This window comes from Veillonella denticariosi JCM 15641, assembly GCF_002959855.1.
Taxonomy (GTDB): domain Bacteria; phylum Bacillota; class Negativicutes; order Veillonellales; family Veillonellaceae; genus Veillonella; species Veillonella denticariosi.
In genome coordinates this window covers 545,384-565,485 of the sequence record NZ_PPDB01000003.1, presented here as the reverse complement: position 1 = coordinate 565,485, position 20,102 = coordinate 545,384, and the positions used below count along the sequence as shown (strand labels likewise).

At 39.3% G+C, this 20,102-nt stretch carries 19 protein-coding genes; 4 read left to right on the top strand and 15 right to left on the bottom strand.

Annotation, left to right across the window (positions count from 1 at the left end; genetic code table 11):
- The first annotated feature begins 276 nt into the window (after positions 1-276).
- Positions 277-1,167 carry a DUF3829 domain-containing protein gene (locus VEHSUH05_RS05005; protein WP_054674372.1) on the top strand — a complete coding sequence of 297 codons (891 nt, stop codon included), beginning with the start codon at positions 277-279 and terminating at the stop codon, positions 1,165-1,167.
- Positions 1,168-1,372: 205 nt separating this feature from the next.
- Positions 1,373-1,630 (top strand): hypothetical protein, encoded by a 258-nt coding sequence (locus VEHSUH05_RS05000; RefSeq protein ID WP_054674374.1) that lies wholly within the window; start codon positions 1,373-1,375, stop codon positions 1,628-1,630.
- A gap of 146 nt (positions 1,631-1,776) precedes the next feature.
- Here VEHSUH05_RS05000 and VEHSUH05_RS04995 read toward each other — a convergent pair whose 3' ends face one another.
- Positions 1,777-2,103 carry a Tat pathway signal protein gene (locus VEHSUH05_RS04995; RefSeq protein ID WP_232203193.1) on the bottom strand — a complete coding sequence of 109 codons (327 nt, stop codon included), beginning with the start codon at positions 2,101-2,103 and terminating at the stop codon, positions 1,777-1,779.
- Positions 2,104-3,349: 1,246 nt separating this feature from the next.
- On the opposite strand from VEHSUH05_RS04995, the gene VEHSUH05_RS04990 reads away from it, so the two are divergent.
- Complete coding sequence (locus tag VEHSUH05_RS04990; protein ID WP_105090915.1) at positions 3,350-4,768, top strand: sodium:solute symporter family protein; 1,419 nt, start codon at positions 3,350-3,352, stop codon at positions 4,766-4,768.
- A gap of 147 nt (positions 4,769-4,915) precedes the next feature.
- On the opposite strand, the gene VEHSUH05_RS04985 is transcribed toward VEHSUH05_RS04990, so the two are convergent.
- Entirely contained in the window at positions 4,916-5,470 is a 555-nt protein-coding gene (locus tag VEHSUH05_RS04985) for a hypothetical protein (RefSeq protein WP_054674375.1), read from the bottom strand.
- Between the two features lie 8 nt (positions 5,471-5,478).
- Positions 5,479-6,048 carry a hypothetical protein gene (locus VEHSUH05_RS04980; protein WP_105090914.1) on the bottom strand — a complete coding sequence of 190 codons (570 nt, stop codon included), beginning with the start codon at positions 6,046-6,048 and terminating at the stop codon, positions 5,479-5,481.
- A 488-nt stretch (positions 6,049-6,536) separates the two neighbouring features.
- Here VEHSUH05_RS04980 and VEHSUH05_RS04970 point away from each other — a divergent pair, with 488 nt between their 5' ends.
- A complete protein-coding gene (locus VEHSUH05_RS04970; protein WP_054674377.1) occupies positions 6,537-7,607 on the top strand; it encodes a DUF4917 family protein in 1,071 nt (356 codons plus the stop codon).
- Between the two features lie 109 nt (positions 7,608-7,716).
- Here the strand turns inward: VEHSUH05_RS04970 and VEHSUH05_RS04965 are convergent, their stop codons facing one another.
- The 12 genes from VEHSUH05_RS04965 to VEHSUH05_RS04910 form a co-directional block, all read right to left on the bottom strand.
- Positions 7,717-8,142 (bottom strand): hypothetical protein, encoded by a 426-nt coding sequence (locus VEHSUH05_RS04965; protein WP_105090913.1) that lies wholly within the window; start codon positions 8,140-8,142, stop codon positions 7,717-7,719.
- A gap of 17 nt (positions 8,143-8,159) precedes the next feature.
- Positions 8,160-8,432, bottom strand: a complete 273-nt coding sequence (locus tag VEHSUH05_RS09495; RefSeq protein WP_483887660.1) for a P-loop NTPase fold protein — start codon at positions 8,430-8,432, stop codon at positions 8,160-8,162.
- A gap of 191 nt (positions 8,433-8,623) precedes the next feature.
- A complete protein-coding gene (locus VEHSUH05_RS04955; RefSeq protein ID WP_245875932.1) occupies positions 8,624-10,006 on the bottom strand; it encodes an SNIPE associated domain-containing protein in 1,383 nt (460 codons plus the stop codon).
- A gap of 481 nt (positions 10,007-10,487) precedes the next feature.
- Positions 10,488-11,519 carry a His-Xaa-Ser system radical SAM maturase HxsC gene (hxsC, locus tag VEHSUH05_RS04950; RefSeq protein ID WP_105090911.1) on the bottom strand — a complete coding sequence of 344 codons (1,032 nt, stop codon included), beginning with the start codon at positions 11,517-11,519 and terminating at the stop codon, positions 10,488-10,490.
- Positions 11,520-11,527: 8 nt separating this feature from the next.
- The gene (hxsB, locus tag VEHSUH05_RS04945) at positions 11,528-12,964 is read right to left on the bottom strand and encodes a His-Xaa-Ser system radical SAM maturase HxsB (protein ID WP_054674386.1); all 1,437 of its coding nucleotides are present in this window, start codon (positions 12,962-12,964) and stop codon (positions 11,528-11,530) included.
- Entirely contained in the window at positions 12,964-13,293 is a 330-nt protein-coding gene (locus VEHSUH05_RS04940; RefSeq protein WP_054674388.1) for a hypothetical protein, read from the bottom strand. The genes hxsB and VEHSUH05_RS04940 overlap by 1 nt, the downstream gene beginning before the upstream one ends.
- A gap of 1 nt (position 13,294) precedes the next feature.
- Complete coding sequence (locus tag VEHSUH05_RS04935) at positions 13,295-14,047, bottom strand: peptidoglycan-binding domain-containing protein (RefSeq protein WP_105090910.1); 753 nt, start codon at positions 14,045-14,047, stop codon at positions 13,295-13,297.
- Between the two features lie 221 nt (positions 14,048-14,268).
- Positions 14,269-14,577, bottom strand: coding sequence for a DUF4236 domain-containing protein (locus tag VEHSUH05_RS09395; RefSeq protein WP_245875931.1), 309 nt, complete (start codon positions 14,575-14,577; stop codon positions 14,269-14,271).
- A gap of 287 nt (positions 14,578-14,864) precedes the next feature.
- Complete coding sequence (locus VEHSUH05_RS04925; RefSeq protein ID WP_105090909.1) at positions 14,865-15,470, bottom strand: hypothetical protein; 606 nt, start codon at positions 15,468-15,470, stop codon at positions 14,865-14,867.
- Between the two features lie 305 nt (positions 15,471-15,775).
- Positions 15,776-16,546, bottom strand: coding sequence for a sigma-70 family RNA polymerase sigma factor (locus VEHSUH05_RS04920; RefSeq protein ID WP_105090908.1), 771 nt, complete (start codon positions 16,544-16,546; stop codon positions 15,776-15,778).
- 255 nt (positions 16,547-16,801) lie between these two features.
- Positions 16,802-17,944 carry a glycoside hydrolase family 3 N-terminal domain-containing protein gene (locus VEHSUH05_RS04915; RefSeq protein WP_105090907.1) on the bottom strand — a complete coding sequence of 381 codons (1,143 nt, stop codon included), beginning with the start codon at positions 17,942-17,944 and terminating at the stop codon, positions 16,802-16,804.
- 698 nt (positions 17,945-18,642) lie between these two features.
- Positions 18,643-20,073 carry a [FeFe] hydrogenase, group A gene (locus VEHSUH05_RS04910; RefSeq protein ID WP_105090906.1) on the bottom strand — a complete coding sequence of 477 codons (1,431 nt, stop codon included), beginning with the start codon at positions 20,071-20,073 and terminating at the stop codon, positions 18,643-18,645.
- Positions 20,074-20,102: the final 29 nt, after the last annotated feature.

Here is a 20,102-nt window from a genome sequence, read left to right as displayed (position 1 = left end):
TTTATTTTATACAAATATATAGAGGATTGTCAATGCGAATACGATGTGTCATTTCAATACAATACAATGGGTTACGCCCATACAGATGCCCATGCAATCGGGACCGAGCATATAGTATTTTATAACGGTAGTGCCAAGACAAAAATCATCCTGATCATATATTGAGAGATGGATTTCATTTTATTTATATATAAGTTCTTCTTAAAAGTTTGTGATAAGTGTATAATTAAGATATATAAACAGCGTTTAATGAATTCTTGAAAGGAGAGGGTCTATTTGAATCCATTAGGTAAAAGAATTACAGTTGCTGTGTTGTGTATGTCCGCTTGTGCGGCGCCATTGTTCTTAGGAGGGTGCGGTCTGTCCAACGTAACAAAACAGATTTCTCAAGGCTCCCAAAAACCGCAACAGAACGATGTGGAGTTGTTTAACAAGTACATTAAAGCTATCGGTGATTTCAACAGCCGCAGTCTCACATTCTCCTATGCGAATACGCCGGACATGGAGGATTTGAAAAGCGGTAAACATTTAACGTCCTTCAGTTCACCGGACTTCAAGCGATTGGAGGAAGCGTTGCAGGAAGCGAAGAATGCCGGTGTTCCTTATGACGACATGAACGAACCGCTCGACAAGGTGCTCGCCGTGTTGCACGATATCGTACCGGTAGCGGATGAACTGGACGCCTATTACGATGCTAAAACGTACACGACGGACAATTACGCCAAGGAGCAGCAGTTAGGGCCCAAATATGTTCAATTATACGAACAATTCTACGCCGTATATCCCGCATTGGACGATATCATCCATAAACATAATACGGAACGGCAGAAAGAACATCTGAAAGAAATGAAGGATGCGGGTCAGAAAAATGGTGCCGCCGTTCAGGAGGTTCATTTACGTCTTACCGATATAATTGACGGTCTTGAAAGCAATAAACCGATCGACGCCAATGCGGTCAATCAGGAATTGCAGGCTATCAGCGACTTGGCCAACACGATAAACAAATCGGAATACGACTCCACAAAACGGTCTTTACACCAAACCATCGGTGCGATTCGTACTTTCATGAGCAACCAGGATGATAAAAATTACGAAAATATGATTTCGCAATATAATGATTTCATTAGCGATATGAACAATTTGGACATACATGGATTGGATAAATAATCCGATTGCAATGAATCCGGTTACAACAAATTCGGTCACAGTGAATCCGGTTACAGTAAATCCGGTTACAACAAGTTCTTTATATGATAAACATGTTATACAGGGGATTCATACCCATACGTTCCGATATAGTAAAAACTGAACACTAAGCAGATTAAACGTATATTTCAAAAATTTAAACGCATATTTCAAGAGAGGAATTACCATGAAAAACAAATTATTGCCAATGGGTATTATAGCCTTAATTATAGCCGTAGTTATCTTACTGTTCATCCCGGACCCGTCAGCGAACAACCTGGAAATCGCTAAACATGCGACCAGTGCACAACAAGCGGCACAGGCCATTTCCAAAAACAATCAGACATCGATTCTGATTCACACCATCGGCATGTTCTGTCTCGGCCTCGGCATTGCGTCGACCGCGGGCGGGATTATCCTGAAATTTATAAAAAAGGATAACTAAAAACACATATGTAAATACAAAAAAGCTGTACACACATAGTTACGTTTTGAACTGCATCTTGATGTTAAAGGTATTGTAAATAACATCAAAACTGTTCATTCAATCTATGCATGTACAGCTTTTTTATGATTCTTTCAATAAGATCATCAGCGACGCGCAACCCGCATAGCCGCCATCATAGCCGGCGATTTCCATAACGACTGCCCGTTATCGGATACGAGTTTATTATTGTAATAGAATACGTCCGCATTGTAATATTCAGTGCCGCTGCTCACCTGATAGCTGAGGCCTGCCGTAGTGTATACAGTGAAATTCACCACGTCACCAATTTTCTTCACGGAGTCCTGATCCACATACCAGCTGTTACCGTTATATGTCGTAGCATATACATCGTGACGCGCCTCTACAGAGGTCGCATTAACACCGATAATTACAAACAGCGCCGCCAAGGCGTACAAACATTTGTGTATCATGGGAATCCCTCCTTTACTTTAGAGATACGACCCTATTATACCAAATAATGTGAAAGTACGCATAAGGGGGCAGAAAAACCGGGATACTCGGAATATGAACTGCACCGTAAAAAAAGTTTTCTTCTTCGTACATCTGAAAATAAATAAACACAACCTTATTAGCATAAGTATATTATGCCAATAAAATTGTGCCTATCGTTTTATACTGTTTGAAATTTTATCTGATATTTTACTATACACAGATTTATTATAATGTCGTTCATCTCAATTTGACGATATAAATCTTTATCTCTATAATATAGGTAGATAGTCAGACGAGTAGCTACGTCGGGCTCATCTCGGAAAACATAAAATTTTGAGAAATGGCCTTTTCGTTTTATACTAATCTCCGGGTTAGTGGAAATGAAGGGCTATTTATCTTTAGTAAGACAAATAAGTGCTACTAGCGCTCCGAAGGCAATGACCACAGCCATCACTTGAAGCAGGAGCATGATTAATTCATAATCGCTCATAGACTTATCCCTCCCTTCGGAAACGAAGAGAGGCCCAACCCCGTCCAACTATCCTAATCCAATTATAAAACGAACTAATATTCGGTACAATAAGCAGCGTATTATAGAAATATATGAATAAACTAATAGAATATTTTACTATACACAGATTTCATTACAATGTCATTCATCTCAATTTGACGATATAAATCTTTATCTCTATAATATAGGTAGATAGTCGGACGAGTAGTTCCGTCGGGCTCATCTCGAAACTTAATAGAAATTAGGAAATGGCCTTTTCGTTTTATCTAGCTACCATGCGGTAACGAAGGGCTATTTGCTTTTTCCAAAGCAAATAAGTGCTACTAGTGCTCCGAAAGCAATGACCACAGCCATCACTTGAAGCAGGAGCATGATTAGTTCATAATCGCTCATAGACTTATCCCTCCCTTCAGAAACGAAGAGAGGCCCAACCCCGTCCAACTATCTTAAGTTCATTATAAAGCGAACTAATGCTCGATACAATAAGCAGCGTCTTATAGAAATATATGAATAAACCAATAGCCGGTATCTGTTATGCAGGTACCGGCTATTTTTTCCTCTATCAGTATGTATTCTCCACACATCTGCAAAACTCCTCTTTGTAATTTCCCCTATTTTTAGGGATAATTAAATTATACTTGATCAATGCACGCAAGTAGTAAGGGCGACTTAGTATGTATTTCTGAAGGCTGTTTAGTTTTTGGAGGTGACATATGGAATCTTTAACGATTATTTGGATTATTGTATGTTTATATTTATTGCTGAACTTATTGGTCGGTGTGTATTGTCATATCCGTGTGAAAGACAGCACTGATTATCTGCTCGCCGGTCGTCGTATCGGGGTTCTTATGACGGCAGGAACATTAGCGGCGACGGAGATCGGTGGCGGGAGCACCGTCGGTGTAGCGGCAAAGGCCTACGGTTCATGGGGCCTATCAGCCGGATGGTACGTAGTCTCCGCCGGCATCGGCGTTATTCTGGTTGCTTTCATAGCACCACTCCTACGGCGCGCCATGGCGACGACAGTGCCGGAAATCATCGGGCGTCGATTCGGCGCATCCAGCCATCTCATTACATCCATTCTGTCCATGCTGGCCACAATCACCCTTGCGGGCGTACAGATTACGGCAACCGCAACGATCATCAGCGTCCTCACGGGGCTTTCAACAGAACTCGCCATCCTCATCTGCGGCGCGGTGCTCGTTATCTACACCATGTCCGGCGGCATGTGGAGCGTTACCATGACGGACGTGATTCATTTCTTCGTCCTCGTGGGCGGGTTCACCATCGCGGTCCCGTTCGTGCTGCATAACGTGGGCGGCTGGGATGCGGTCGTTGCCAAATTGCCCGCTGAACAGCTGGGTTTCACCAAGGTGGGATGGAAAACCATCATCGGCCTCATCATCATGTATTTCATGACGTTCTCCACGGGTCAGGAATCGGTACAGCGCTATTTCGCGGCCAAGGATGAAAGAACCGCCGTGCTCGGCTCTATCATCTGCGGTATCATCATGTCCCTGTTCGCCTTTGTGCCGGCTGTCCTGGGCCTCGTAGCTCTTGCGGAATTTCCGAATATCGAAGCCAACAATGCAGTCGCCACTGTGGCATTGAATCTCATGCCTCCGGTTATGGCGGGCTTTGTCATGGCCGCCGTCGTATCGGCGACGCTTTCATCAGGGGCTGGTGACCTGTTGGGGGCGGCCACCGTATTCACCAAGGATATCGTGGAACATCACTTTGGTAAAAGGCTCACCGATGCTCAGCTCACGCGCTACAGTCGTTTGTGCGTACTGCTGCTCGGCATCATCGCCATCATCATTTCTCTCGTAAGTAAAGCCATCATTCCGATGCTGGTATTTGCTTTCACCATGAGATCCGCAGGTCCGTTCGCGGCGTTCCTCTTGGGCCTCACATGGAAAAACGCGACCGCAGGCGCCGGCATCTGGTCAATCGTGCTCGGTTCTATCGCGGGCGTGTACTGGGAATTCGTGGGCAATCCATATGGCATCATGTCCATCATATTCGGATCCGTCGTGAGCCTCATCGTCTTTGTGGCGGTCGTATTCATCGAACGCGCTATGGGCAGACCCCCGGCACCACCGGCAATACCGGAGGATTTAAAGATAAAATAATCCTGTGATAAATCATGATACGTCAAGGGATTCCTTATGCATTAAGAAATTCCTTAAAAAAGATGTATTGAATGAGCTCTATAAAATGAAATCTTAATGGCATAAAATAGAAAACTCCTATCGGTAACATACCAATAGGAGTTTTTTTTATTTCCCGACTACGTCGTCAAATTGCACACCATAGCTGCGTTCGTACAATCGATTCGCCCATAGGTAACCGGCAAAGCCGAAGTCAACAGGCACGGATGCCATACGCTTCCATTTTTCCTCAGTTTGCATATCGTAACGGGTCCCGTCATTGTGATAGCGTTTATACTGACTGATTGTAGCCGTAATACCTGCATGTTTCTGTTTATAAGCCCACAACTCTTTATAGGATGTAAACTGATGGGCTTCCAGTCTTTTGATCAAATTCGCAAACGATTGCTTCGTATCAAAGGAGTACACCGTCTGTTTTTCTTCAATCGTATCGCCGGCAGGCATCAGCACGTACTGAGTCACGGCTATCTGCTTTGTCCCGTTCCGGCCGTTCGTCGCCTGCATCGACTCTTTATCTATATATGTGCCGTCCCCTTTACCGCTTTCACCAAAGCCATGAAGCAGTTCATAGCGACTGGAGTTCTGTAATTCCTGCATTGAGACAGCATGTACCGACACGATACACGACAACAACAACGCCAGAGCTATATAAAGTACTTTCATAATCGGCCTCATTTCACTACAATATCGTCAAAATGCATATGATACGCCTCGTAGAACAGTATATCGGCTATATCGTAACGCGTTGTATTCGGCTGCGTGCGCAAAATTGCCCGCTTGGAAGCCGCTTTCTGTCTCGGCAACGGGGTCCCGTCAAAGGAGAAGCTGCCCAAATCTTGTTCCAGACCCTCCATCCCTGACGCAGATTGTGCCGATTGAATTGCGGTCGTCAACGAAGCACGGTTTTGCTTAGCCCGGTATACCTGACTTGCAAGAGACTGACGCACATCATACGTAACAATCCAGGAATCCCCGTAAATCACATGTTTTCTAGGCGATTGATACACATTATAAATATAAGCCTTTATCTTATAAACAGGCGGCGTATATTCCAAGACCTCCAGCGAACCCGTATCCAAATACCAGGTAGTCCTCTCATCAGCACCCGGCACATCAGGCCTGCTTTCATGGATTACCTTAAACTGCGGCGACGACTGCAGTTCCTGTATCGAAATCGCCTGCCCGGTCATGGTGAAAGCTAGCGTCAGCGCCAAACCTATTACAATACCTTTTAGTTTCATAATTACCTCTCAAATGATAATAAGCACGAACTCGTTAGTATAAGTGTACTATACTCTCTAAATATGCATAACCCACATATTGAATAATAATACTATCTATGTTTTAATGAAATTAAATATTATTTATTCTTTATAACAATACTAAATATTCATCCTATATTTTATAGATTCACTATATTTTTTCTACATAATAGATCTTTTCTACCATGTTTTTAAAACCAAATACTTTATGGTAGTTTTTTATCCATAGAAGACGTACATGTATGAATAACGATCAATTAGAATTTGTAGAATCTGTAAAAACAAATACAGATAATGAGTTTTCCTGAAAGTCGGTTCCATTATCAGCAAGGAAGTCATATTTTCGCTCACTATCGTTTGGACCGGGTTCGTTTTTCTTGTTACTAGTATGATAGCTGGTGGCGGCTTGACCACAAGCCTATTGACTTTAAGATATAGTTAATTATTAATCTAAAAGGAAAGTTTATATGTTAGAAAAATATTCTGAACTTACAAATGATATGGATTTCAGTAAGGCTGCACTTATCGTAGGAAACGGTGCTAGTATATCATTATCAGCCAACTTTTCATACAGCAACTTATTTTCAAAAGCTGAAGAAATAGGACAATTATCATCTAAACTTGCTAATATATTTAATCAGCTTCATACCTCAAATTTCGAGTCAATATTAAATCAATTAGATATAACACAAAAAATGAATAATATGCTTCCTCTTTCCCATATTTTAAAGGAAATACTACCATTATTTGACGACACCATCTCTAAATCTAGAAACCAAATAAAAAAAGCCTTAATTGAAACCATCAGAAGTGTACACCCTGAATATACGAAACTATCAATCACCCACCCAGAATCTAATAATATATTAAAGCTTAATAAATTTTTAAATCAGTTCGACTATATTATCAATCTAAACTATGATTTACTAATATATTATATTCTTCTTGCTAATAAAAATCTTTTCATAGACTCTTTCCGACATGCTGACCCCGATAACTACAATCTAACCTTTGATGAAAATATTATAAATACAAGCTTTGGCTCAAGGACGAAACTATATTATCCACATGGAAATATTGTTCTTTGTGTAGATTCCAATGGAGAGGAGCAGAAAATTCGTTGTGCTGAAGCAAATTCACTTTTACAGAAAATTCTTAGTCTTTGGGAGCATGAAAATGCTCTTTATCCACTATTTATTTGTGAGGGTTCATCTACAGAAAAGGTAAAAAGCATCTATAGAAATTATTATTTAAGATATATCTATAAAAATATCCTACCCAAACTACCTGATAATATTATATGTTACGGTTGGTCCTTAAGTGAAAATGATGAACACATTTTAAAGCAAATACTAAAAAACAAAAGTGATTCCTTTAAGATACTTATTTCTATTCATAAAGGTTCCAAAAGTAGTTTGCAATTAAATACTGAGTGTACCAATATAAAAAATAGAATTACTAATATTAATAGTAATACTGATATACACTTTTTTGACGCTACTGATGAAGGATGCTGGCTAAACTATAACGCTGACTAAAAATAATAAAACACTTAATTTAAAAGCGACCAATAACAAAACCCATTTATATTGATTTTATAAGCGATAGGGATAGTTACTTACTACCTCTATCGCTATTTTAATCAACCTAGAAAGTAGACAGAATTCCCAACATTAACTCTAAATCTTTATCCACTGGCAACTTTATAATATCAGGCATTAGCCCCAAACTTAATGTTCCTCCATCAATACTAGCCAACCCAACTGATAGCAATCTCAAATAGATCCCTTTATCAATCGCTATCGATTTTAAAGGCATAGAATTATCTTCTTTTTCAATTTCCCCGTTTTTAGCTTGCTCATATTCTTTAATCAAATCTAGATTTATATCATATTCCAACATTTCGAAATTACAAGATAATAAAGTTTCTACATCTTGAACTAGTAAGAATTCAAGTGCATTAACAAAAATGCAAAATCGTTTCCAATCTAATTTATCTTCAATATAATATTTAAATAGTATACCCATCCATTCGGCCTTTTTATCTTCATTGAATGAGTCAATTTTAATCATAAGCCACTTTATATGTTCTAATCGTACCTCATCATTATTAAGATATTTTTTCTTATACGATTTTTTACTTTCCGAACCTTATTAGACTCTCCTAAATATTGCTTTATAAAAATTGTGTCATAAAATAAAGATTTAAAATCAACTAAATCATTAATCCCATATAAGGAAAAAACTATATAATCTTTATTATCTAAAATTCCACTTTGCCTTAAATAATCTTTTACAATATTTTTTATAAAGTAACTCTTACCACATCCCCACTCACCAGTAATCATTAAAGCTTGATTGATAGTACGATTCTGAATATAATGCTTAATTACTGATAATATTTGTTAATCATTCATAGGTCTCTCCAAAATTTATAATGCTATAAACAAACATATATTACTGCTTAATTATTATCTAAATAAGTAAAAGCTCTACATAAGCATAAACTTTTATTGTAGAGCTTTTAACTAATAATTAATTTAACAATATATTTTTATTGAACCAGAGATTCTCTATATTCTTCTGCAGCCGCATCATAGGTCCATTGCACGGTTGCATTATGATGTTCTGTCACAACTTTTTCAATTTTATCAAGTGGAATAGAGAAAAATTCTTTTCTATGATTTACTTTATTTACCTCATATTCTCTAAAGGTGTTATGTAAAATTGATTCTAAGGTAGGTGCATCATCTGAAAAGATTAATGCATGAACATCAAATTCAAATGGGACAGATGCACTACTTAATTCCTTAATTCTATCCATAGGTTCAAGACGTCTAGTCATACCAATTTTAAAAATATTTTCCCCAAATGAGCCAATATTAGAGATAATATAAACAAAACCAGCACGTGTATTCTTTTCTCGATTTAATACATCAGATTTAACAGTTTCAAGCTCAGAAAGTTTTTCTTCACATTCTTTAATCTTATCAATGTATAAGGTCTTTTCTACTTCATTATCAGTCTTTTGTAAATATTTCATTAGCTTAGAAATTTCATTTTTAAATTGAGTTTCATCTTTCTCAATTTTTGCTTTTTCACGCTCAATTTCACGACGGACTTTTTCTTCTTCTTTTAATTGTTCTTGTATAATTCTCTTTTGTTCTCGCTCATCTTCTAACTTTTCTTGATATGCGTGAGCTGTAATTAATTGTTGTAACTTATTTTCAAGAAAACCTTTTGTAATTTGCACTCCATCAGATTTATAAATTTTATTTAAAGTTTCATAGGATCTTAAGATTTTACTCCTCATAGTATCAATATTTTTAAGTGTAACATTCGATATAGCTAAATCACATTCAGCATTAAATGAACGTAAAATCTGACGTATTTGATTATTTACAAACTTTTTATCATCGTTAATAAGCGCATCTACAGCTGTATTATTTTTTACTAATTCAGCTTCTTCTAACTTATATTTAGATAATATATTTTTTAATTCCTGAGATGTAGCAAGTTCAAGTCCTTCCGTATCTATATTAACTACTGTTACTAAAGGCTCTAGATTTTCAACCTCTAGCTTCTTATTTTTTAGCTCCTTTTTAACTTTTGATATTTCAGAGTACAACTGATTAAGCTCAGCACTCTTTTCACTAATACGTACTTCAATATCATGCTCTATTTTGGCCTTTTCTCTTTCAATAGTCTCTTCCAATGTAGCTAATTTTGATTGATTAGCTTCTATATTCTGAATAAGATTTTGATTCAAAATATACTCTTTGTAAATTTCATTTTCAACCATCGCCCATCGATGATATCTAGCAAGTAATAATATTGCAACTCCAATAAGCATAATCGGCCAAACTACACTAATGGCAGCCATTAAGAAAACAGCAATATCTCCCACAACAAATCTTTTTTCTCCATTATTATCCATAATATTTCTCCCTACACAAAATTAATTGAAGTTTACTTTCTCTTTACCCACTTGCTTTTGAAATTTACTATTCCTCCAAATAAAACCATCAATAAAATGTATTTGCTTAAGAGTTAATTGAGCTTTTGTACTATTTTCATCGAAAAAAGATTCGACGCATCTGATAATATACCATTAGGTGCTACACTTCCCTGCAATATAAGCGGCGAAGTTGTATTATCATCACTCAATCGGACGATACTAGACATACAAAATTATCAAACTTTAAAAGAACAAATTCTGCTACATCAATAATTTCAAATGATGTATTAGTTAATTTAATAGGCGTTACAGTAATGCCTATATTATTTATCTGGAACAATCGTAAGATTACTTACCTTCATTGGCTAATCAGGTAAATCTAAAATAGGCGTATTATTAATACTAATATACGTTATATATTTAAATTAATAGTTTTTATATTATATCTCCCTAGCCATCCTCATAAAGGAGTGATATGTCCACTTATATTAATAGAAGTCTCAAAGATTCCACAGCACTGATCCTTTTCCTTGCAAGTATCACATATAACCGGATATGTCTTTTTCCACGCAGAAATACTATCTCGAGCTAAGAAACGGACTCTTTCAGTCAATAAACATAATGGTATATTATAAATTGAGGTCATCATACCTTTTCTATATAATGATAATGCCGCTAAATCGAGTATATTTTTATAATCATAAGGATCTATCCAAAATTCGTCACTATTTTTAGCTGCATATCCGCTATATTCCATTCCCATAATCGCAACATGACACACAAATGGTAAATTCCTCGAAATATATTCAACTAACAAGTTAAGATTTCCTATAGTTTTACTGAATAAAACCGTTCTAATTTCGATTAAATGCCCCATTCTAAACAGATTAAATATTCCTTTAATCGTATCAATAAATGCACCTTTGCTACCAACAATAAAATCATGCTGTTCATAGTTAGCAGCATATAAAGGTATGCAAAATAATATTTTACGATGACCGACACTAGAAATCCGCTCAACAAATTTCATATTTTTAAATGCACGACCATTTGTTAAGAACGAAATAGGCACATCAGGATAAATCTCATGAACCACCTCTAATAATGTAACAATTACATCTTGAAATATAGTAGGCTCACCGCCGGTAATCCCTATATGCTTTACATTCTCGGGTCTTAACTTCAAGATTTGTAAGTTCATATCTAAAAAATGACCGGAATTATCGCAAACTTGAGGGCACATAATACACGCACTATTACATTGGTTGGTTATAAAAAGTGTCAAATCAGCCCAGTTACTACGATACAAAATAGAAATAATACCATCCGGCATAATCGACACAATATCGCCATACTCATAATTCAGAAAATCATTTGGTGAAAGTTTCAAACTAAGCTGATCATTTTTACAGATAATCTCTCCATCTTCTACATAAACTTTTCCTATAAAGGGTTGCTCTATATTAATACCTTCAATCTTTGTACTTAACATTATCAACCTCAATAACTAATCCAAGACCAAAAGACCTTATTAATTCTGTCATCATTTAAACTTAACAAATAGAATATATAGTCTAAAACACCTTTTGTTTTCCGGCAAAAACTACTACTCGGACGATGCCCATCAAGCGTACCACTTTCAACATAGTAACGCACAGGATCTGCGCCGCAATATAACTGATAAGCACATGTAGCACATTCCGGTAAGCACTCAACACAAGATGCTTTCACCACATCTTTCGCAATCTTACCTTTAAAAATTTCTTCCCAAGTATTAGATTTGACATGACCTAAACAGAATCGCCTATCACCACGTCTTGCCAGCATGCGACCTTCGTCAGAAGCATATACATAACCATTATAGTCATAGATAACACCACTAATAATATTTCCACATGGAGACTGTAAATCAACAAATCCTGTACTAAAAGGAGTTAAAATACGTTCCAACAGTAATGCGGCATAATATTCAACAAAATGATACCCTTCAATATTTTTTTGAATAATATAATTTAATGCAGTCTTATAAGATTTGAGAAACTCCTCTGTTGAATAGCCTAAAGTCTTTATATTATCTACAGCATTACCATAAGGATTTAATGCACGAATAAAAATCCCGTGAAAATCATGATTGATATATTCATCCACTACCTGCGGCAGACTATTGAGATTAGTTTTGCTAACCGTAAGTAGAGATGAAGCAGCATCCTGCCCTAAAACACTTCTTGTTAAAGCTAACTTCTCTTCAAATACTTCATATCCATCAATAGGCCCTCGTGGCTTTCGGTTATAATTTTGTATCTCCTGATCCCCATCAAGAGATGTAGATATTGCAATACCATGTTTTTTACAATATCTCAATATATCTTTTGTAATTAAAGTTAAATTGGTACAAATAACAAATTCTAATCGTCTTTTAGCAATCCGATTAACAATCTCTGCATATTCGACAATATCTTGAATAATCAACCAGTTTAATAAAGGCTCACCTCCTTGAAACTCAATTTTAATTATAGGAGAAGGCGATTCGAAAATCTTATTCACAATTTGCTTTGCTGTGGGCCAATCTAAATCTAGATTATGCTCATTTTCATTAGCACTACTTGCATGGCAATAGCGACAATTAAAGTTACATCGAGCTGTTACAACTATCATATGTAAAGATGTAAAATCATCTAAATAAGCTTTTCTACTCTTCAGTTGATTAGCTAATAAATCAAGCTGAATTTCAAGATCATGATCATCGGCTAAAAACTGTTTATCTTTTAACGCAAAATAAAAGTCTGATTTTGTATCAATATCTCTATTAAGAATTTGACTGAAATCATCCTTGTTAATAAATAAATGTTCGCCACCTTGATTAACAAGTATCATGATCCCATTATCAAGCTCAGTAAACCAAAATGGCAACAGATGTAGTTCAGGGCATTGTGACACTAGTCTATCCCCCCTGCCTTATCAAAAGCTTTGTGATAAATTATAGATCTCAACTCACCAAATCTATCATCTAAGTCAATTTGAACTTGTTTTTTCAAAGCTTCATTACAAAAATTTCCAAGCAAGGTTTCGAGCTTCTCTTTATCGGCTTCCAGCTTTAGTTTAAACCAGACACCTACAGTATCATGATCAACTTCATCGATTTTAATATGATAGTAATCCGTAAACATATTAGCTGCGTACATAACAGCTTTAGGCTCATAAAATTCTTTTTTTAATTCAACAAAATAGATAAAATCATTTTCTTTTCTAATAAAATAATTATCCATATCAAATACCCAAGGCTTGTTTCATCTTCAAATATACACGTCCATTTTGTGGTAATCCATGTCGAGCCTGAAAGTCATATATGGCAGCTACTACTTCCTGTGTGCGACCACTAGTAGATGTAAATTTATACCCGTATCTCTGTAGGCCTGACCGAATAATATTAATATTAGTACTATTTAAATATGCCTCTGTCTGCCAATCAACAATACCAGATACAGGTAAACCATATTCTATCTGAAAGTTTTTTATCGCTTGCACTGTATTAGGCCCCTTCTGACCATCAACAGCTCCTACTGAATATCCTAAATCGTTAAGTTGTTTTTGTATCTCTGCAATAGACAAAACATCAGTTGGCTGTGCAGGTGCAACATCCCCTTCATCAGAAGAACCTGAATAACCGCCAGAATAGCCGCCACTGGAATACCCTCCGCCTCGACCGTATGAACTTGAATAATGAGAGTAATGAGATCTATGCGAAGAATGTGATCTATGACTATAGTGTGCCATCTCCACTAAGTCATTAGAAAAAATACCATCAATACTATCAAAAATCTGTTTTTGAGGCAATGTATCTTTAGATTTGAATTTAGAGCCTTTAAATTGATTCAAATTTACAGCACCACTATGGTTTAAGGTTGTTAAATCATCTGAATATGATTCCCAAGCCTGTGCAGTAGTAGGTAATCCCAATTGAGCCAAAACCCAAGAGCTAACTGTAATAAATGTTAACCATGCCTTTTTTGATTGTTTCATGATACCCCTCAATTCCTTTTTAACTATACATATTAAATCAACTTAGAATCCAAAATATAAGTAATAATATAAAAACTATTAACAAACAGCCACAACCTGAATCCTTTTTATTACCACTTACATCATTTTCGCGTTCTTTATAGTTTCTTTTAACATCCTCCCAACTAGAATCCTTCTTAGGTTCCACCGGCGCATACAAAGACAACAGATCAAAACTACACTTAGGACAATTCCGCCAAGTTTTTTCTCATATTATGCCCACAATTAGGACATACACGCGTATACGGAATCACATTATCAACTATATGACTATCAAACTTATTATATGAAGTATATGATAAACCGCTACCCGGAAGCCCAACCGTATTCCTAATTCCTGATTTACTTATCGTTGTATGAATACCTTTACGACCAAGAGTTAAACTGGTACTCTTCTTATTAAAGTTAATTTTGATTCCGGGCGCTATTTTTATAGAACGATGAAATTTAAAAAATCCCACACTAAAACCTCTAAGCGCAAACAACTTCATGAATTTTTCATTATTAATTATATTATCGAATTTTTAATATCAAAATTCAATTAATTCCCTATAAATACCTTTAATAGATAAAAAAATATATGCAAATCATTTCTAAAATCTACTATTAATAAAAGATTCTTTCACGCCAAAAAACCATCCCTCAATTTCTCAAGGGATGGTTTTCCTCATTCATATATATTTATTTTTACACTTATACAACATCAAAATTACACAGCTTTCACCTATACGCCTGCCCCCTCTCAACAACACGATCCGAACGATCTATGTCAAAGGTCTTATGTTGTGAGGTCTCGCCAGGCGATGAAGAGTTCCGCCACAACGTGCGGGTTGCCGCTCATTTTGATGCGAGCCATCATTTTACGTACGTAATGGCAATGTTCCATCATGGCTTCCGCCAGTTTGCGGCGCACCTGGGCCGGCGACTGGTACACCAGGATCGGTTCAAAGTCCGCCACGCGGATATAGCTCGTATCCGATTGCGGTCCCTCCTCCACCCGATATTCATAAGGAATCGCCACGTTAAACAGGCCGTATACCACGTCTTTACCGATAGAACGACGGCATTTAATATGGGCCAACGTCATATGCGGTCCAAAAATCCGCGGTGCCGTATACGCGCTGCGATGACCGTCGCTGCTCAACATACAACCCGGCCGTAAGCCTTCTTTCAGAGCCAACTCGCGTGTAACGAGGCGTATCGGCTTGTCGATGAGGGCCTGCCGACCATCGACATAATAGCACAACGTACTGTCCGCGCCATTTTCATAGGTTGGAATAAGACAAACAATGTGATTCTCGGGATTCGCGTATACCAAATCCAAATCCTCTCCCTGTGATAAACGAGAGATCATCAATTCTGCAACTCCGTCATGTGATGTCATCTAAACATCCTCCTTAATAAAATAAGGAACATTCCTATGCAATTAATAATGAACACGTGTTCTGTGAAAGCAGATCTGCATGCGGTGATCCGCCGTTAAAACTATTGTATACCTCCATACACATTTTGTAAATATATACGGAAAACTATAGAATTTTATGTATTATTAAATATTGTTATAATCTTGTAAACACAACGATTAACTGATGTGACATTAATTACGCATCGAATTTGTAAAACGTATATAACATGCATATCTATAAAACATTATGAACTGATATGAATCAGTCGAACCATCATAAACTGCTATGAACCGTTACGGTTATTATGGTCCGCTGTCAGATATTTCCGCAGTTTCCTGATAGCCCGTTCGTGGCGTTGCTGCACGGCTTGGCGGCTGCAATTCAGTTCTTCGCTGATGGCGGTAAAGCTCTTAGAGTCGCCATATACCTGACGTAGTAAAGACCTTTGTGTTTCCGTCAGACGTGACATGGCCCATACGAGGCGCTGCCGCAACTGCTGCTCCATCTCCCGGTTCATCACCTCTTCCTCCACGCAATCCGCGGAGGCGAACTGATCCATGGCCAGCTGCTTTTCGTCACTGTCCGTCGTCGTGTCCGGCAGATGTATTTCCCGCTGCCACTGACGACGCTGATGCTTGAAGTAATTCATCTGACCGTATCGGATGCCGGCTTTCACAAAGCCTGCAAACGGCACGGGTCCCTCCGTATCATAGCTGTAAATCGAGTCCACGAGAACCGCCCACAGATACCCTTCAAGGTCCTCTCTGAACGCGCGATTCATAGTGAAGTTCGTATAATGCAGAATGAGCGGACGATACCGACGACACAGCTCGATCTGTGCCGCATCATAATGAATTTCATCAGGACTCCACGGCTGGTACAACACGGTTTGCACCCGCATATTCCGGCGCTGACATATACGCACCAGATTTTCGTCCGTAATCGATGCCAACACCTCCGGCGAGCACACCATAGTTTGCAAAATCGGACGATCCGCATGTTTCTCCGGCGACTGACACCGTTGAATATTTGGTAATTCATCAGAAATTAACATAATCCCCTTTCCTGCCCAGGCATAGCGCTTGACTACACCTTAACGCGGAAAGAGGATTATGACAAATCAGGAATTAATTAAATTTTATACATATTTTCCAGGGTTATCAGTTCAATATCGGGATTTGTATTGGTAAAAGTATATCCACTTTTACTAAATAACCAGTAATATACGGCGCCGTGAATGCAGCAATTTACTATATCGTAATATAGTAGTTTACGATATAGTAGTTTACACATAAAAGATTCACAGATGTCAGTCCGCATGTTCCTGCATTTTCATGGACAGAATCCGCCTTACCGATGCGTTTAACCGCTCTTCGGAGATGTCTCCGTTCTCCACGGCGCGGGATAAGGCACGATGCACTTCGTCGATATGCATCGTATCTGCATCGAGCAGGATGATATCGCTGCCGGCCAAAACGGACGCCACCGCATAATCGCCGATGTTCTGATTTGACTGCAGAGCTCCGACGTCGATACGATCCGTCATGATAATGCCGTCATAGCCCAGATCGGATCGCAGCCAATCCGTTATGATCGACTTTGATGAACTCGCCAGATGTTCGCTGTCGATAGCGGGAAACTGCGCATGGCTGACTATGACCATATATGTATTCGGCGTCGTCTGTTTCACAAGGCGCTTGAATACGGCCACATCATTATCGCTCAAGTAGTCCTTCGTCTCATCGGCGGAGGAAAACATGCGGTCTCCCGTTCCCAACGAGGGGAAATAATTGTAAGCGAACCACATATGATTGATCTGATAGCGCTCGGCCATAGCCAGATTGATATGGCCCGCCCATGTCGGGTCCGCCGTATAGGAAATATGCGGCACCCCCAGATTCGCATTAGGTCCGATAACGAGATTAAAGCCCATATCGCGCAATTCGATAGCGGACCGCGTCGTAAGGTTGATGATGCGGTCAATCGAATATTGTCCCATCTTGGACGCCTCGGGCAGACGCAAAAAAATATCGCCCCTGCGTTCCACCTTGTCCCGATTGATTGCGATGTACGGCGTCACTAAGCTCGATGTCACCGCCGTCTGATGAATCTCCTCGATGAAAGCTTTCACCTGGTTCTTGTACATCAGGTTCTCATTGGTCAACAAAATACCGCCCACCCGATATTTACGGATGACGTCCCGTTGCGACTGCCCCAGCTCGGTGCCATGCAGGCTGATCATCATGAGCTGTCCGATTTTATCCTCTCTCGACATAGCATCCAGCCATGTATCGACCTTTTCCGTGACAGGTTTATCCGAAGCCACCAGTCCGCGATACGAAAACTGCCGAATTCCTTCGCTCCCCGTATTCTGATGTTTACACGAAGCGGCCAAAATGACTGTCAGGATTACGCCCATCCCTAAAATGACTCGCTGAATTATACTTTTCATGCGTACACAAAACTCCTCATTAGCACCGTAGTGCCCCATTACCTACGTAACCAAAGAGGTATTAGGTACTTTCACAATCCGCGATATACAACAAACTTGTCCGTTCCTTGTGAAAGTTCCCTTCGGTTTACTAACGTCCATTCGGCCTGTAGCCCTCTCTAACCACACAATGTACGCTAACGTTCTCCCAAAGAATACGACCCCATCGCATCCGTTTGACATTATGTATTACTATTATACACTATATAATTCATCATTTCCTCATGCACATTGAACATATCTATACTAAATTCTCATAATTGACAGACCGAAATGAGAATATATTTTATACCACAATAAAATATGTTTTACTATCAATATTCATTAATATGTTAGCATCTATATCCAAGATGAGACTATGTTTTATATCATAACAAAACCCTATGGAATCTACATAATGTAATCTCTAACGTCAGATAAACCATTAGATGCGCTATCTAATTAATTGTATTGTCTCTAACGTCAAAGGATCCACTCACAATAGCCCATAGGGTTTCTACAGCGGTTTATGTGATTGTTAATATAACGAAGCTTCTCCATTACTCATGGCCAGGAATTCATCAGATATTGAACACCATAACGAGATTAGATCGTTTGCGCCTAATTTCGTGGTGTTACACACTACTAAACATTTATCGGATATTGAAAAGTGCTTACATTTATCCTTTGAATTTAGGGGATGTAGGGCATGTTTCAGGCACTACGTCCTTACGATCGCCAAGCACCGCACTGCGATCCGTATAATGTGTATGCAACAGTTCGTGCGCCTTATGGCCCAACGGTTCGCCCAGGAAGTTCTTGTACAATGCCTGGATTTCAGGGTTTTCATAGGAAGCGACCCATTTATAGTTTTCGTCCGCTTCATAAAGGCCGCCGATACGGGCTTCCTTGGTTTTTACGGCTTGCGGCAATTTCGTACGCGGTTGACCGCCGCCGCCGATGCAGCCGCCCGGACATGCCATGACTTCGATGAAGTCATAATGCTTGTCCCCTTCTTTCAACGCGTTGAGGAAGTCACGGGCATTCTTACCGCCGTGCACGACCGCAACGGACAAGGTCACATCATCACCGAGTTGAACGGTCGCTTCTTTCACACCCTGCATGCCGCGTACGTCCTCGAGATGAGTCAACGCGTATGGAGGCGGTTCTTTATCCGTAATGAGTTTATACGCCGTACGCATAGCGGCCTCCATTACGCCGCCGGTGTTACCGAAGATGATGGATGCACCGGTTTCCATGCCGATCAGTTCATCAAATTGAGATTCTTCAACGGCATTGAAGTCGATGTTTTCCTCTTCAATCCAGCGGATGAATTCGCGAGTCGTAATGGAGATGTCCGTATCCATGCCGAGGGATTCGTCGTTGTAGAAACGGGACGCCGCATTTTCTTCTTCCCGTTTCGTTTCCGCTTTCTTGGCCGTACAAGGGTTGACGGAAATGGACACGATATTATGAGGGTCAATGCCCTTCTTCTCAGCAAAGTACGTCTTGATCATAGCCGCTTCCATGGCGATACAGGAACGCGTAGATGACAAGTTCGGAATGAGTTCAGGGAAATAGATTTCCGCAAAACGTACCCACGCAGGGCAGCAGCTCGTAAATTGAGGAATCTTTCCGCCCTTATTGAGGCGTTCTACGAGCTCGGACGCTTCCTCCATAATGGTCAAATCGGCACCGAAGTTCGTATCCACTACATAATCGGCTCCGAGAGCGCGCAAAGCACCGACCATTTTTCCTTCCAGGAATGTACCGGGTTCAAAGCCGAAGCCTTCACCGATGGACACGCGCACAGCCGGAGCCGTCTGGATGACAACGATTTTATCGGGATCTGCGAGGGCTGCTTTCACCTTATCAAGCTCGGATTTAGCATGCATGGAATCGAACGGACACGCCGCCGCGCACTGACCGCAGTGAATACATACGGGCACGTCGCCGTTCGCATCGAGATCATAGTAATCGAGCACGCTCATCACGTCCGCACAAGCGCGACGGCACAAGGTGCAGTTCTTACATTTCGAGATGTCGTGAAAAATCGAAGGATTGTCGAACGCAATCGGTACGCGTTTATCGATAAATTCATATTGAGACATGAGGACCTCCTCGGGACAAACTATAACTA